This window comes from Xanthomonas fragariae (assembly GCF_017603965.1).
Lineage (GTDB): Bacteria > Pseudomonadota > Gammaproteobacteria > Xanthomonadales > Xanthomonadaceae > Xanthomonas > Xanthomonas fragariae_A.
Genome location: NZ_CP071955.1, coordinates 1,572,632 through 1,587,559, shown reverse-complemented (window position 1 = coordinate 1,587,559; position 14,928 = coordinate 1,572,632). Strand labels below are relative to the sequence as shown.

Annotated in this window: 6 protein-coding genes and 2 pseudogenes; 3 read left to right on the top strand and 5 right to left on the bottom strand. The window is 61.9% G+C overall.

Annotated features, from left to right (window positions below):
• Positions 1 to 47 precede the first annotated feature (47 nt).
• From J5I97_RS07440 to J5I97_RS07425, 4 genes are all read right to left on the bottom strand, one after another.
• Positions 48 to 2,951 (bottom strand): TIM-barrel domain-containing protein, encoded by a 2,904-nt coding sequence (locus J5I97_RS07440; RefSeq protein WP_208590720.1) that lies wholly within the window; start codon positions 2,949 to 2,951, stop codon positions 48 to 50.
• 123 nt (positions 2,952 to 3,074) lie between these two features.
• Positions 3,075 to 4,817 carry a GH35 family beta-galactosidase GalD gene (gene galD, locus J5I97_RS07435; RefSeq protein ID WP_208590712.1) on the bottom strand — a complete coding sequence of 581 codons (1,743 nt, stop codon included), beginning with the start codon at positions 4,815 to 4,817 and terminating at the stop codon, positions 3,075 to 3,077.
• Between the two features lie 11 nt (positions 4,818 to 4,828).
• Positions 4,829 to 6,745, bottom strand: coding sequence for a sialate O-acetylesterase (locus tag J5I97_RS07430; protein WP_208590705.1), 1,917 nt, complete (start codon positions 6,743 to 6,745; stop codon positions 4,829 to 4,831).
• A gap of 92 nt (positions 6,746 to 6,837) precedes the next feature.
• Positions 6,838 to 9,579, bottom strand: coding sequence for a TonB-dependent receptor (locus J5I97_RS07425; protein WP_208590696.1), 2,742 nt, complete (start codon positions 9,577 to 9,579; stop codon positions 6,838 to 6,840).
• Positions 9,580 to 10,058: 479 nt separating this feature from the next.
• On the opposite strand from J5I97_RS07425, the pseudogene J5I97_RS07420 reads away from it, so the two are divergent.
• Positions 10,059 to 10,851: pseudogene (locus J5I97_RS07420) on the top strand (transposase); the annotation flags it as partial.
• A 213-nt stretch (positions 10,852 to 11,064) separates the two neighbouring features.
• On the opposite strand, the pseudogene J5I97_RS07410 reads toward J5I97_RS07420, so the two are convergent.
• Positions 11,065 to 12,409, bottom strand: a pseudogene (locus tag J5I97_RS07410) (IS701 family transposase).
• A 328-nt stretch (positions 12,410 to 12,737) separates the two neighbouring features.
• Here J5I97_RS07410 and J5I97_RS07405 point away from each other — a divergent pair.
• Entirely contained in the window at positions 12,738 to 13,313 is a 576-nt protein-coding gene (locus J5I97_RS07405; protein ID WP_208590694.1) for a hypothetical protein, read from the top strand.
• A gap of 25 nt (positions 13,314 to 13,338) precedes the next feature.
• Entirely contained in the window at positions 13,339 to 14,913 is a 1,575-nt protein-coding gene (locus tag J5I97_RS07400) for a T6SS phospholipase effector Tle1-like catalytic domain-containing protein (protein ID WP_238135663.1), read from the top strand.
• Positions 14,914 to 14,928 lie beyond the last annotated feature (15 nt).

The following is a 14,928-nucleotide window of genomic DNA, read 5'->3' as shown; positions in this document are numbered from 1 at the left end:
GCGGCGATCCGGCATCTGCGCACTCACTGACTGACAACGGCCCGGGATCATCGACGACGCGCTTTGCCGGAGGCAATCTTGCGCTGCAACACGCTGACCGGCTTGCCATCGTACTGGATGCTGACGTCGGTCTTGGGCGCGAGCGCACCGGCGTCCTCACGCGGACCGTCGACGAAGCGTACGTTGACGGTGCGCTTGGTCTGCATGCCGATCCAGCTGCCCTGGCGCTGGCCGATGCTCAGCTCGCCCTTGGCCTGGTTCCAGACCAGCGGAATGCGGCTGAACTCGCCCTTCTCGTAGCCGTAGCCCTTGCCGTCGTCCTCATACAGCGAGAACTGTCCGTCGGCACCGGTGTAGACCACCACGGTGAGCGGTGCATCCGGCTTTTGGTCCACGTATTCCTGCACCGGGCCGGTGGGTACGATGGAACCGGCACGCACGAACAACGGCATACGCTCGATCGGCGCGGCCGCTTCGATGGTCTGGCCACCTGCGTAACGCTTGCCGGTGGCGAACTCCAGCCAGCTGCTGCCGGCCGGCAGATACACCTGACGCGAGGTCGCGCCGAAGCTGGTCACCGGTGCGACCAGGAACGCCGGCCCGAACAGATACTGGTCGTCGATGTCGCGAACCTTGGGGTCGTTCGGGAAGTCCATCATCATGCCGCGCATGATCACGCCGTCGCGTTGATAGATATCGCCAGCCAGGCTGTAGATGTACGGCAGCAGCGCATAACGCAGACGGTTGTAATAGACCATGCTGTCGTAGAACGGCGTCCCTTCCGGGGCGATGTTCCAGATCTCGCGGTACGGGAACTGGCCATGCGATCGGAAGATGGGCACGAAGGCGCCGAACTGGAACCAACGCGTGTTGAGCTCACGCCATTCCGGCAGATGCGCCGGGTCCTGGTTCTCGTAGCGCTTCTCCACCGCAAAACCGCCGATGTCGAACGTCCAGTTGGGCAGGCCGGACAATGCCATGTTCACGCCACCGGAGATCTGGTCGCGCATGTCGTCCCAGCGCGAGACGATATCGCCGCTCCACACCGCCACCGCATTGCGCTGGGTACCGGCATAGCCCTTGCGCGAGAGGATGAACACGCGTTTGTCGTCGGCCGCACGGTCGCCCACGTACACGCCATGCGTGTGCGGCAACGGGTAGGAGTTGAAGTATTCGGTGGACGAACCCAGCGCGTTGGGCGTGGTACGTGCCTTGCGCTCGCCGATGTCCAGGTTGGAATGCACATCCGGCTCGTCGGCATCCATCCACCACGCATCGAAGCCCTTGCTGTTGAGCTTTTCGTTGATCTGGCGCCAGTAGATCGCCTGCGCTTTTTCCGAATACGGATCGTAGAACGCGTTCTTGTAGCCCTTGCCGATCCAGTCCAGCTCACCCACTGCCACGTTGCGCTTGAAGATAAAACCGGCAGCGTCCAGTTCCTTGTAGTTGGCAGTGGTGGGATAGAACTTTGGCCAGATCGAAATCATGATCTGCGCGTGCATGTCGTGCACGGCCTTGACCATGCTGTCCGGATCCGGGAAGTGCTGCGGATCGAAATCATGCGAACCCCAGGCGTTTTCCGGCCAGTACGACCAATCCAGCACGATATTGTCCAGCGACAGCTTGCGCTTGCGGTATTCGGCCACGGCGCCGACCAGCTCGTCCTGGCTTTTGTAACGCTCGCGGCTCTGCCAGAAGCCATACGCCCATTTGGGCAGCATTACCGACTTGCCGGTGAGTTCGCGATAGCCGGCAACCGCCCGGTCGTACGAATCGGCCAAGACGAAATAGTAGTCGATCATCTGCCCGGCTTCGGACCACAGCGACAGATCGCGGGCTTCGGCGGCCGGCAGCGGGTCGCGATGCAGCAGCGCGATGTAGCTGGGGTCGATCAGGTCCCACTCGACCTTGACGGTGTGGCGCTTGCCTGGCTCCAGATCGAGCTTGAACTCATGATTCCACGGATTCCAGTTCTGGCGCCAGCGATCGATGACCAGCTTGCCATCGACGTACACCTTGGCGTACTCGCTCGAATACAGCGAGAAGGTGTGCTCGCCACTGGTGAGCGCTTCGATCTGGCCCTCCCAGGTGACCTGCATGCGGCTGTTCTTGTCCTTGGTGATCGCCTTGTTGGGGAACGTGGTCAGGTCGCTGAGGTACTGATAGTTCACCTCGCTCTCGCGACGTTCGAGAACCTGCTTGCCGTTGATCGCATAGCGCGCGGTCAACGCACCGGCCTTGCCTTTGGCGTCGTAGAGCTTGAGCGTCTTGGGCAGCGGCTGCAGGCCGCGCGGGTCGCCCAGGCGGCTGATCGAATTGTTGTCCCACAGCAGACCGTACTTGCGGCTGGACACCAGATACGGCACTGCCATGTCGAGATTGTTCTGCTGCAACTCGATGTTGCGGCCCTTCTGATTCATCCAGCCCTGCTGATGCTGGCCGAAGCCGTACAACGCTTCGTCATCGGGCGACTGAAAGCGCTGACGCACGCTCAGATACTGCTTGCCCTCGACCTTTAGCGGGGCAAAGCTGCGCCCGCCAGCCACCTCCGACAACACCGGCTTGCCAGTGGCATCGGCGAAGCTGACATGGCCATCGACGGTGGAGACGGTGGCGGTGATCTTGCCGGTCTTCAGCTGCACGCTGTCGCTCTGCTCGGCCAGCTGGAAGGCCGCATCGCCCTGCACCGGCACACGCATCAGGCTGGGGCTGCGCGCGAAGTCGCCGTCCGGGTCGGCACTGACCCGGATGATGCCGGCATCGACCACTTGCAGGCGCACCGGTGCGGCGCCCTTGGCGCTCGGCACCACGGTGACGCCATCAGCGGCCTTGCGTAGCTCCTGCGCATGCGCAGCATTGGCCAATAAGGCCAGCGACAAAGCCAGACAATGGGCCAGCGGTGTGCGCCGATGTGCAGGCGCGGGGCCGGCCGAACGGATGGTGGTTTGCATGTTCACTCCCTTGGATTTGCGAAACGCTGCCGCGGGGGCGGGGCGCATGAGTTCGATGTATGCAACGTGGCGGAAAGCGCGCTGCGCAGATGTCAGGCTGCGCAGCAGCGCTGGTCGACACGCTTATTTGTAGGTCGCCAGCTTGATCTTGAGTAATTGCGGCGCGCTGGAAAAATTGACGCCATAGTCGGTCTGGTCGCCGTTCCAGTTGCGCTCGAATTTCCAGTCGGTGCCTTCGTAGACGCCTTCTTCGACGCGGTCGTAGAGCATGTTGGCGGTCGCTTCGCTGGCCGGGTGCAAGTTCACGCGCACGTGGTAACCGGTGACCAGAAATTCGTCCGCGCCCAGCTCGGCGATCAAGGCTGCGCCGATCGGCTCGGGGTTGCCCGGCGGCTTGCCATGGAACCAGAACTGCGGCACGCCATAGGTGATCGTGGCGCTCCAACGCTCGTTGAGTTGCAGCTCCTGCACTGCCTGGCCGGGTTCTTCGGCAGTGCCGTGCAGCTTGCCCTCCCAAGCCGCCTTGGCGAACGGACGCATGCCGTGCTTGACCAACTCAAAGCCCAGCGCGAACGGCGCCAGGGTTTGTTCGTTGACGTGCTTGGCGCCCAATGGATAGTTGGAATAGCGGGTGTAATCCATGCCGAACGCCGACCAGCCGATGCCGTCATGGCCCAGCGTGGGGAACAGATAACGCGCGTATTCCGGCCGATTGCCGGTTTCGGCAACGAACAAGGCATTGTCCGCACGCGCATAACGCTCCAGCACCGTGGTGTACATGCGGTACTCGGGCATGTAGATGTCCGGTGCCAGCAGATCGATATGCGGGCCGGCGGCCTTCCACACATCGAGCACGTTGTCGGTGGGGCCACCGCTGGCGTACTGACCGGGTTGGCCGGGATTGAACGGGCCGCGCAATGCAGCGTTGACGTACATCGGCAACGGATACTCGGCCTTGCCGGCTGCGGCGACCTGGTCGATGTAACGGCCGATCGACCATGCATGGAAGATCTCGTCCGCGTCGGCACCGAACACCTGCGCCCAGCTGCCCGGTCGCTTGTTCAAACGCGTGAGCAGTTCATCCGGCACCGGGCCGTCGAACAGTTTCTGCGCCATCGGCGAGAAGTCGCGCACGCTGCCGTAGGTGCCCGCCTCGTTCTCCGGCTGGATCATGATCACGGTGTGCTGCGGATCGACTTTCTTCAGATGCTGCATGAAGGCCACGAACGCCTTGCGATCGGCATCCAGCGTGGCCTGCGCATGCGGCGACAGCGACCCGATCGCCTTGCCTTCGCGCGTCACCACCCGCGGGAAGCGCTGGTTGTCGGTCTTGACCCAATGCGGCGCATACGCCGGGCCGTTGTTCTTCCAGGTCGCAAACCACAGCAGCACCAGCCGCACCTTGTGCTCGCGCGCCTGCGCGAGCAGCGTATCGACGAAGGAGAAATCGAACTTGCCTTCTTCCGGCTCGACCTGTTCCCAGGCGATCGGCACCTGCACGGTGTTGGGGCCGAGCACCTGGATCGCCGGCCACACTTTATCCATGACGCCAGGGTAATTGCTGGAGTTATTGACCTGAGCGCCCAGAATCAGGAACGGCGCGCCATCGACCATCAACGCGTGTTTGCCGTCGGTGCTGACGAACTGCGGCATCGGCGTCTGCGCGGCCGGCGCGTGTACGGTCGCCGGGCGCGTTGCTGCAGTGTTGGCAGCCGGTGCGACGGCGGCCGATTGGGATGTGTCGTGCTGCTCGCCGGACTGACACGCGGCCAAGGCAAGCGTCAACGCAGTCGGCAGCAGCGGACGCAGACACCTACGCGCGCCGGAGTGGCAAGTCACACGCACAACGGGGGTATGCATGGACATAAGGCTCCGTGTCACCAGGTATCGGTGCGGAAGGGGGAAACAGGAAGGTTCTGGCGATTGACCAGATTGGCATCGTCCGGGTTTTCGCTCCAGCCGTAACGCACTGCCACCGGTGCACGCACCGCATCGCTACGCACGATCACCCGGTCGCCGTCGATCTGCGCGGTGGCCGGATAAAAGTGCTGGTCGGCGCCAGCAATGCGCAAGCCCTGCGCCGCACCGCCGCCACGCACCTGCAACGCGCTGGCTTGCAGATCCAAGCTCAGCACTGCCTGACCATCGGCGAAGCTTGCGCGCTTGAACACCGGCGCGCTGTACACCAGAGTTTCGCCATAGGCGACATGCCGCGCTGCCAGCGCCAAGCGATGGCCGACATCGCGCTTGTTGGTGGGATGGATATCGGTGGGGTTGCCGATATCGATGATCACCGCCTGCCCGGTTGCCGGCAGCGCCAGCGTCTTGGACTGCGACTCACGCAACAGCGCCCACGGGCTGAAGTCGCCCTTGTCGCCGCCGGCTTTGAAGTTGGCCAGCTGCACCCACAGAAACGGCAGCGTCTTTGCGCCGCGTTCGCCGCGCCATTGCTGGATCATCGCAGCGAACTGTTCGCGGTATTTCACCGCACCGGTATCGCTGGCATTGGTTTCGCCCTGGTACCAGATCACGCCCTTGACCGGGAACGGCTGCAGCGGGCGAATCATCTGGTTGTACAGCAGCGTGGGCAGCTGATTCTTGTTGTCGGCAAATGATACGCGCACCGCGGCCGGGCGGAATTTCCAGCCGCCCAATGCACGCTTGGCGCCAGCCTTGGACCGTACGAAGCGCTGCTCGTCCGGGCCATGCATGCCGCCGCCGCCACTGAGGTCTTCCACGCGCACTGCGATGTGATTCACACCGGCATGCAATGCCGAGGCAGGCACGGTGTAGACGCGCGGCAGGTTCCACTGCTTGACGGTCTCGCCGACCTGGGTGCCGTTGACGTAAGTGATGTCCGATTCGTCGATCTGGCCAACGCCCAGCGCAATGCCGGCCCTGGCCTCGGCTTCACTCAAGCTGACTGTGGTGCGGTACCAGGCAATGCCGTCCATGCCTTTATAACCGCTGGATTCCCATTGCTGGGTGACCGGGATGCTGTCCCAGTCGCTGTCGTCGAAATCCGCTGCGCGCCATTGCGGGGTATCGCCTTCCACCTTGGACCAGCGCGCGATGCGCTTGTCGGTGGCAGCCTGCGCGGCGGCATCGCGCTGCTTACTCGCCTCGATCGCGCCCTGGTTCTGATCGGCAGTCAAGCCCTGCGAGGCCGCATCCATCCACGCCTCGATGGAACTACCGCCCCAGGTGCTGTTGACGATGCCGATCGGCACGCCGGTGCTGGCGCGCAGCTCCTTGGCGAAGAAGTAACCGACTGCGGTGAATTCACCAGCGTTCTCTGGCGTCGCAGCCTTCCAGTCGCCACCGGTCAGACGTGCCTGCGGCTGCACCGACCACGACTTGGGCACCTTGAAATGCCGCAATTGCGTGTCGTTGGCGGCCGCCACCGCTTGCGGGCCGCCGCTAGCCTGCGCAAGTGCGAATTCCATATTCGATTGCCCGCTGGCCAGCCAGACATCGCCGACCAGCACATCGCGCACCTGCAACTGGCCGCCATCGCCCTGCACGCTCAGCTCGTACGGTCCGCCTGCGTTGTGGGCGGGCAAACCGACTTTCCACTGTCCTGTTGCATCGGCCTTGGCGGTAGCACGCTTGCCGTCGAAGCCGACCGTGATTGCAGCATTGGGCGCCGCCCAGCCCCATACCGGCATCGGCTGGTCGCGCTGCACCACCGCGCCATCGGCAAACAGCAGCGGCAGCGTCGGCAGCGCCCAGGCGCCGGGGCTGGCCAGCATCAGGCCCAACAGGCAACTGCGGCGAACGAAAGAAGCGGTCATGCAGTGATCTCGAAGGTCGGTGCGGCCACTCGGCGCGCAGTGATGCAACGGCGCATATCGCCGGACCGGACACGCACTTGCTACGGCGCGTTCTACAGGCTGGCCCGCAACGTCAGGCCATACCGACGATCGTTGATAACGAAGTCGCGGTAACGCGACTCGCTGCCCAGGTAGCTCTCGCGCCGGGTATCGAGCAGATTCACGCCATCGAGCGAGATCGACCAGACAGCATTGATGTTGAAACGCAACGAGGCATCCAGCTGGCCGAAGCCCTTGTTGTAGACCGGCAGATTGCCGGTGCCGTTGCCTGCGGTGGTCACCAGCCAGTCGCTGCGCCAGTTATAGGCCACGCGGCCCTGGAAGCGCGAAGTTTCGTAGCTGAGGATCGCGTTGTAGCTGTTCTTGGACAGCCCTTCCAGCGGTACTGTCAACGCTTGCCCATTGGTATCGGTGGCGGTGGGGCTCGGCGCCTCGCTATCGACATAGGTGTAGTTGGTCTGCAGGCCGAAGCCGCTCAGCCACCCAGGCAGAAAGTCGAAGAACTGCGTGTAGCCCAGTTCCGCACCGCGGATCCTGCCGGTATCGCCGTTGACCGGGCGGGTGATCTGCCAAGGAACGGGCTGACCATTTTCGTCAAGGTATAGCTCATTGAAGACTGCATTGGCGATGAAGCCTTCGACTTTTTTGTAGAACACAGTGCCGTACATCATCGAGCCCTGGCCGAAGTACCACTCCAACGCGGTGTCGAACTGATCAGCCTTGACCGGCTCAAGCTCTGGATTACCGGCCGTACCAGTGCGGGTCGAAGCACCAGAACTGCTTGTGCCAGTACTCAAACTCAGATTGGGGTTCAATCGATCAAACGTCGGACGCGAAATGCCGCGCGAGGCCGCAAAACGCCACTGCAACTGGTCGCTCAGCATCCAACGCAGGTTCAAGCTCGGCAGCACATCGGTATAGGTCTGCTGTGCAGCCACCGGAATGAGCCCGCCGCCCTCGCCCGCTGTACCCGTGCGAACACCCTGCGACCCGACCTCGGTGCGCACCACGCGCACGCCGATATTGCCGTCGAACGGAATCGCGTCGCTGTCCACGCCAAAGCGCAGCACGCCATAAGCTGCATAGGTCTGCTCGGTTTGCGTATTGATGTTGTTGGGCGCAAATTCCAGCGGGCTGGCACCGAAAGTGGCCAGGGTCTGCGCATAGTTGGCCACTGCGGAATTGGCTGCGGTCAGGGTCGGACCGAACGTGTGGCTCTGACCACGGAAGAAGTCGGTGATCGGATTGGTCACCACGCCTACCGTCGGGTATTGCGGGAACGGCGCGCCGTCGCAATTGTTGATGCACATAAAGCGGTAAATATTGCCCTTGGTCTCGGCATCACGGTCGGTATAACGCACACCTGCCTTGAAGCTGCGTGCAAAATCGCTATCGAACGCCAGCTCCATATCGGCGCGCCAAGCGAACTCGGTGCCCTTGTTGTCGTCCTTGTTGTCCAGGTGGTAACGCCAGCCGTCGTAGTTATTGACGTCGGCCAGATAGCCTTCCGCGCCACTGGCATCGGTCACCGACAAACGCGGCAGGTCGCCACGGAAATCGACGTTGAACTGCGGGCTGGTGTCTTGCCCGGTGGCCAGGATGTAGCGCGTACCGGTAGTGGTGGCATCGACGTACTGGAAGTCGATGCTGACATTCAATGTGTCGTTGACCCGCCATTTAGCGCCCAGCGAGTAATCGGTGGTCACCGAATGCCGCTCGGTCAGGCTGGTGTTGGATTCGGTCGGCACGTTCTGGAACGCGCCGTTGACGAACTCGTTGCGGTCATTGACCTGGATACCGGGCAACCCTTCTATGGGATTTTGCTGCGTCAGTGCGAAGAACGAATAATCCTGCCAGCTGAAGTCGTATTCCGAACGCAGCACCTGCGTGTAGACCTCGACCGCATCGTTCGGGCGCCATTGCATCGCAAATGCACCGGTCTTGCGCTCGCGCTCACCGACGGTGGTGTTGATACCGGCACCATGCGGCACCGAAACTTCCTGGCCTTCATAGCCCGGCAGATCGGTCTGGGTGTACCACGGCTCGATCGAGATGGTGTCCTGACGGAACGGGCTGGTCTGCTGCGAATAATTCACCAGCACGCCAATCTCGCCGATGCCGGTCTGCCAGCGGTCGCTGTACATGCCCGAGAACGCCGGCTTGCCGTCGTCGGCCAGATCGTAATAGTTGTACTGGACGCTGCCGGCGATCTTGCGGCCGTCATAGTCGAACGGCAGACGCGTACGCAGATCCACAGTGCCGCCCAGGCCACCTTCGATCATGTCGGCCGAGGGATTCTTGTAGACGTTGACGCCGCCAAGCAATTCGGCAGAGACGTCTTCGAAGCTCAGGCCACGGCCGTCGTTGGCGGTGAAGATGTCGCGGCCATTGAGTTCGGTACGCACCTGGGTCAGGCCGCGGATCGCGATCGAGCTGCCTTCGCCGTAGTTGCGCGTGATCTGGATACCGGAGATGCGCTGCAGCGCCTCGGCCACGTTGTTGTCGGGCAGCTTGCCGATGTCTTCGGCAACGATCGAATCGACGATCTGCTCGGCGTTCTGCTTGACCAGCTGCGCTTTGGTGACGCTGCTGCGCGTGCCGGTGACCTGCACGGTGTCGAGCTGTTGGGTAGTCGGGTCCTGAGCCGGAGCGGCAGTGATGGTCGCGTCCTGCGCATACGCCTGCGCGCTCAACAGCGTGGCCACACTGATGGCCATCACGGAGCGGCGGAAATCACGGATCGAACGTTGACCCACAATCCGGCCTGCCGGCATGTGGCGATGGTGCACTGACATGGTGTTCCCTCCCAGGACGCATGTACCGCTAGTTTTCGCAGGCCGGTGCGCGAACGCCCTGCCCGTCGTTGTGCTGGCCCGACATCCGGCCGCGACAAGGGCCGGGGCTGGTGGATGCGTGGTAATCGTGATCGGGTTTACCGTACGGCTGCGGAGGCAGCATAGGGTGCGCTTGTCAGGCCATACCAATGAAATATTCCTGGAAAGGTATTCAATATAAAAATAGCAACACCAAGAAACCCGGCCTGTCTGACATCGCGGAGCCAGACCGCCGGATTCGCCATGGCGGGCTCAACTCTGCAAGCCCGCCCACACTTGCTGCGTGATTGCCCCCACTTACCAGTTCATGCGCAGCACTAGCCAGTCGCCCCTGAAAAACCCCCACTACCCAATCACCACAACGTTTTATAGGCCGCACAGGCGTGCCAGAACGACCAGTTTTCGCTACGCTGAGGTCTGGTTTCTGGCAATTTCTGCCCATGCGTACACGCCGTCCTGCTACTGAGCACGTACCTGCCGACGCGTTGTTTCGTTCACGGCTGGAGAACCAGATCGATCTGCAGCATCCGTTGGCGCAATTGAGCCAACGGATGCCGTGGGCCGCATTGGAACAGGCGCTTTCACGACATTTTCCGGCCACTGCGGCCACTGCGGCCGCTGGCGGTCGTCCCGCACTGCCGGTGCGTTTGATCGCCGGTTTGTTGTATCTCAAACACGCTTACGACCTTTCCGATGAAGCGGTCTGCGAACGGTGGCTGGAAAATTCGTACTGGCAGTTCTTCACCGGTAAGATCGTTTTCCAGACGCGTTTGACGTGCGATCCGAGCTCGCTGACACGCTGGCGGCAGCGCTTGGGTGAGGCCGGCATGGAAGAGCTACTCGCGCACACGATCAATGAAAGCGGTAGATGCGCGTGAGGTGTCGCACGTGATCGTGGATACCAAGGTGCAGGAAAAGGCGATCGCGTATTCGACCGACAGCCGTTTGCTTGAAGTGGCTCGCAAGAAGCTGGTGCTGCTGGCCAAGCGTTACGGCATTGCACTACGACAGAGCGACGCACGCCAAGGGCCGGCGTTGAGCCGTTTTGCCCGGCTCGGCGGTTTGGACAACGTTCCCGACGAGACCACGATTCTCAACTTTCGCCGCTTGCTGGAAACCCATGGCCTTGCTGCGCGGATGCTGGAGGCCGTCAACGCGCATCTGGTGCGCAAGGGTCAGAGCCTGCGTTCCGGCATAATCGTCGATGCGACTCTCATCGCTGCGCCCACCAATCTGTGGATTGTACGCCGGCAGTTGCTACCGGCCAGGGGATAATGCTGTCTGGCGGCAGCCAAAGTCGCCAGATAACCGTAGAAATCGCATCGTATGCGTCAAATTTGTGCGCTATTGGCACGCAGCAGGCTGGAATTTTAGAGGTCCGGTGCGTTGTTCAGAGCTTCCATAATCCTACTGTGTCATTAAATCCGCAGATGCGGAGGCATCCCGTCAAGTAGTGCCGCTGCGATGTCCATGGCGATTGTCCAGCGCAGCGTCGCGATCGAGTCGCTCGCGTGGCGCTGGGCGCGCGATTGCCTTGCCGAGCGGTCGGTAATTCTCGGGTAAGGGAGATTCCGCGCATTCCGAGGGTTTTTTTGATGCGCCCCGCGCAAGCGTTCAGCAACCAGGTACCCATAGGCAGCGATGCATAACCTCGCGTGATGATGGAAGCCCCGCCAGCCACGGCCTTGGTAGTGATCCAGGCCAAATTCCTGTTTCAGATCCTGATAATCGCGTTCAATCCGCCAGCGCGCCTTGACCGTCCTTACCAGATCCTTGCGCGGCGTGTTTACCGGCAGGTTGGACAGAAAGTATCGGGTCGGCCTGTCTTGGCCTTTGGGCCATTCGATCAACAGCCATTCCTCCTGACGCAAGCGATCACCTTGTGCTGCACGTACGCGTACGGCGGCGAAACGTCCCGACAACGGTGCGTTGCCGCCTTCCCGCCACGCGACTGTCCTGAAGGCGCGGGAGGGTAACGACAGCGCCAGCGCTTGCACCGACTGTGGCTGATGGTCGGCTGTACGACGATGGCGAACCGGAGGTCGGCCTTGGCCTTTCCACGCCGCCGGCGATTCGGGCCTTTGTCCGGGCGGCCAGACTTTCACGCTCGACACGATTCCCACCGCATAGTTCAGTTCCAGGCAAGCCAGCGCGTCACGCCAGGCCGTATTGCTGCCATAGGCTGCATCGGCCAACACCGTGCCGCGCGCCACTCCCGTGGCATGGGCTGCTTTCATCTGCGCCAGTGCGATCTGCGGTTTGGTCGCGAACTCAATCTCGTGGGGAATTCCCGCTTTTCCCCGGCGTGCTGCATCGCTGGCCCAGTCTTCAGGCAGATACAGCCTGAAAGCGATCGGAATGCTCGCTGCCGGCGTCGCCAACGATACGCTCACGGCCACCTGGCAATTGTCCTGCTTGCCGATCTCGCCGCAGTCCTGTCGGGCCACACCGACCGAATGCCTGCCCTTCTTGCGAAAACCCGTGTCGTCCACGATCCAGTACACCTCGTCTTTCAAATCCAGCAGCGACGAAACGTACTGACGAACCCGCTCCAACATGGCCGCATCGGACCACTCTGATTTGGCCACGAAGTGGTGCAAGGCTTGATGGCGAGCCCTGGTTCGAAGCGGATCCAGATGAGCAGCCAGGGGCTCAACACTCTTGCGCTCCAAAGGCAGCATCAACGCACTGCAATCGCCTCGCAGGCCCGCAGTGCGGTCAGCATGACCGAGCGCAGCGGAGAGTTCTCGAGATAAGCGGAGAAACGCGCTTTGTTGCTGACTGCGGCCATCACGATCCCGCCGTGGGAGAGACTGCCTGCAGGATAACCTATTTATGACACAGTAGGACTAACCGTAGCCTCGATGGTGCAGTAAGCTACAGCTATGGGCCACGAATGGAAGAGAGGTAGAAAAACTCCCACATCACACCGGGCAGGTCACAGGACGACGCGGGCAATGCCGTGAGCACATTGCAGGTAGTGGACTATAGTAGGCTTTCCTCCCCTTTCCAAAGGTGGCCCCATGGCTGTGCGACCTCATTGCATCCCGCAGCACCGTGCAACGCTCCCCTTGCTGCTGTGCGCCGTCTTCGCCTACCCTCTGACTGGATGTTCACGCATGAACGCACCTGCCAACGATCCATCCGCCACCCATCTGATTGAGAATATCCCGGTCGATGCGCATAACATCGTGCATATCGATACCCGAAAGCCGATTCCGTTTAGCAACCATGCGTTCGGGGCGGGCTGCTATGACACCTACGGCTGCAAGGTGCTTTACAACGGCAGGTACGAGGCCAATTATCCTGCCGATGTCAAACAGATTTCCTCAGCGTCCCTCGGAGATATCTACCCCGGCAATATGCACGCGGGCACGATTGGAATCCGCAATTTCCCGAACTTCCCGCCCCCAGCGGAAGTGACGTGGCGCTCCAAGGACGGCCAGTCGCACCATGCTCTGGTGGATCTGAATGCCATCTTCAAGGACAAGGTGGTGCTGCATCATGTGCCGCAGGAGCAACTTCCGCCGATCCTGAAGGCCGATATCTCTCCAGATATCATCCTGGAAGTGAACGACCGCACCATCAATGTATATATGAAGGCGATGGTGCAGACGACTGTGCTGCAGAAGCCCGACAACCCAAACAGCGACTTCCGCAACGACCTGATTCTCGCCTACACCAAAACCTATTGATGGCGTCATCGCCAGGGAGCATACAGTGGGTAGTGATCGTGATACTGCAAAGACCTGGGCCGATGGCGTGGCAACCTATCCGGCAACTGCGCGGGATTTGGCAGACTACGAACGTAGCCGTCAAACGTTGGCGCAGTTCCAGGCACCGCTGCTGGTCAGCCAGCAGAATCCGCACACCCGTTTATTCGTGGCCTGCTTCGATGGCACCGGCAATGACAAGTATAAGGACCCAGAGCACATTACCAATATCGGCGTCATGTACGATCAAGTACAGGCAGCCAACTTCGCCGGTTTCCAGAATGTCAATGGTCACTATCTCCCCGGCGTAGGCACCCAGAATGACGGCTTCACCCGCAACCTAGACGGTGCCGTGGGCTATAGCTATGGACCACGGATGGAAGAGATGTACTTCAAGTTCATCAATCAAGCCAAGCAATGGCGCGACCAAGATCCACAAGCCCAGATCAGCATTGTCTCCACCGGCTTCAGCCGTGGTGCGGTCACTGCGGCCATGTTTACCCGCATGGTCCACGAGCGCGGCATCCAGAATCCCAAGGACATGAACATCGAAAGAGGGCCTCACGGCGAAATCCTAAAACTCACCCCAACCCACCCGCCGCTGGTGCCGCCCGGCCGCACCGCGCAGGTGGTGGGCCTGCTCGACCCGGTGGCCACCGGCGACATGAACCTGCGCGACACGCGCCTGCCGCCGTCGGTGGTGTCGGGCCTGCAACTCACCGCCCGCGACGAGCGCCGCGATCTCTTCCCGGCCAAGGACATCATCGATCCAGGCCGCACCCAGGATGGGCGCCTGCTCAATCTGGTCAATCCGGGCGCGCATTCGGACATCGGCGGTTCCTACCGGCTCGATGGCCTGTCCGTGCGCAACGGCAACCTGCTCACCGATTACGTCAACACCCTCAGTGACACCCCGTTCCTGAAACCGCGCGCGGTGTCCACCGCGCCGGAAATGAACGTCATCCACCGTTCCGAGCAGCACCAGACTTTCTACACCACCGCCATCGCGGCCACCCTGGGCAGCCGCGTGCACGTGAAGGACCTGGCGGGTACCGCGACCAGCCTCAACCGCACCGGTGCCCAGGATCTGGATACCGGCTTGCGTGCGCAGTTCCCCTTGCGCCCGGTGGCCGTGCCGCAGGAACGTACCGATTCCTCGGTGCCGGCGTTCGCGCTGCACAATGGTGCTGCCGACGCGCCAAGCTGGCAGCAGCAGATGCAGCAACTCCAGCACGCGCGCGAGCGCAGCCATGCGCCGCAGCAGTGGCAGGTGCCGATGAAGGCCGATGCGCAGCAGGAGGCGCGGGCAGCGGCCGGCAAGCTGCCCTCCTTGCATGAGGACCCGGACGCATTCCTGGACCGCATGCTGGCCGCCGCACAGAGCGGCGAGCGCGATCAATTCCGTCAGATGACGCAGATCCTGGCCGATGAACCACCCGGCCGTGCGTTGCGCGCCGAGGCCATCGACACGGTGAACCAGCAGGAACAGCAGGCAGCGCAGCAGGCGATGCAGGCGCAGCAACAACAGCAACAACAGCAACAACAGCAAGAAACGATGCGCATCGGTGGGCGCAGCATGTAAAGGTCGTCAGCAGCA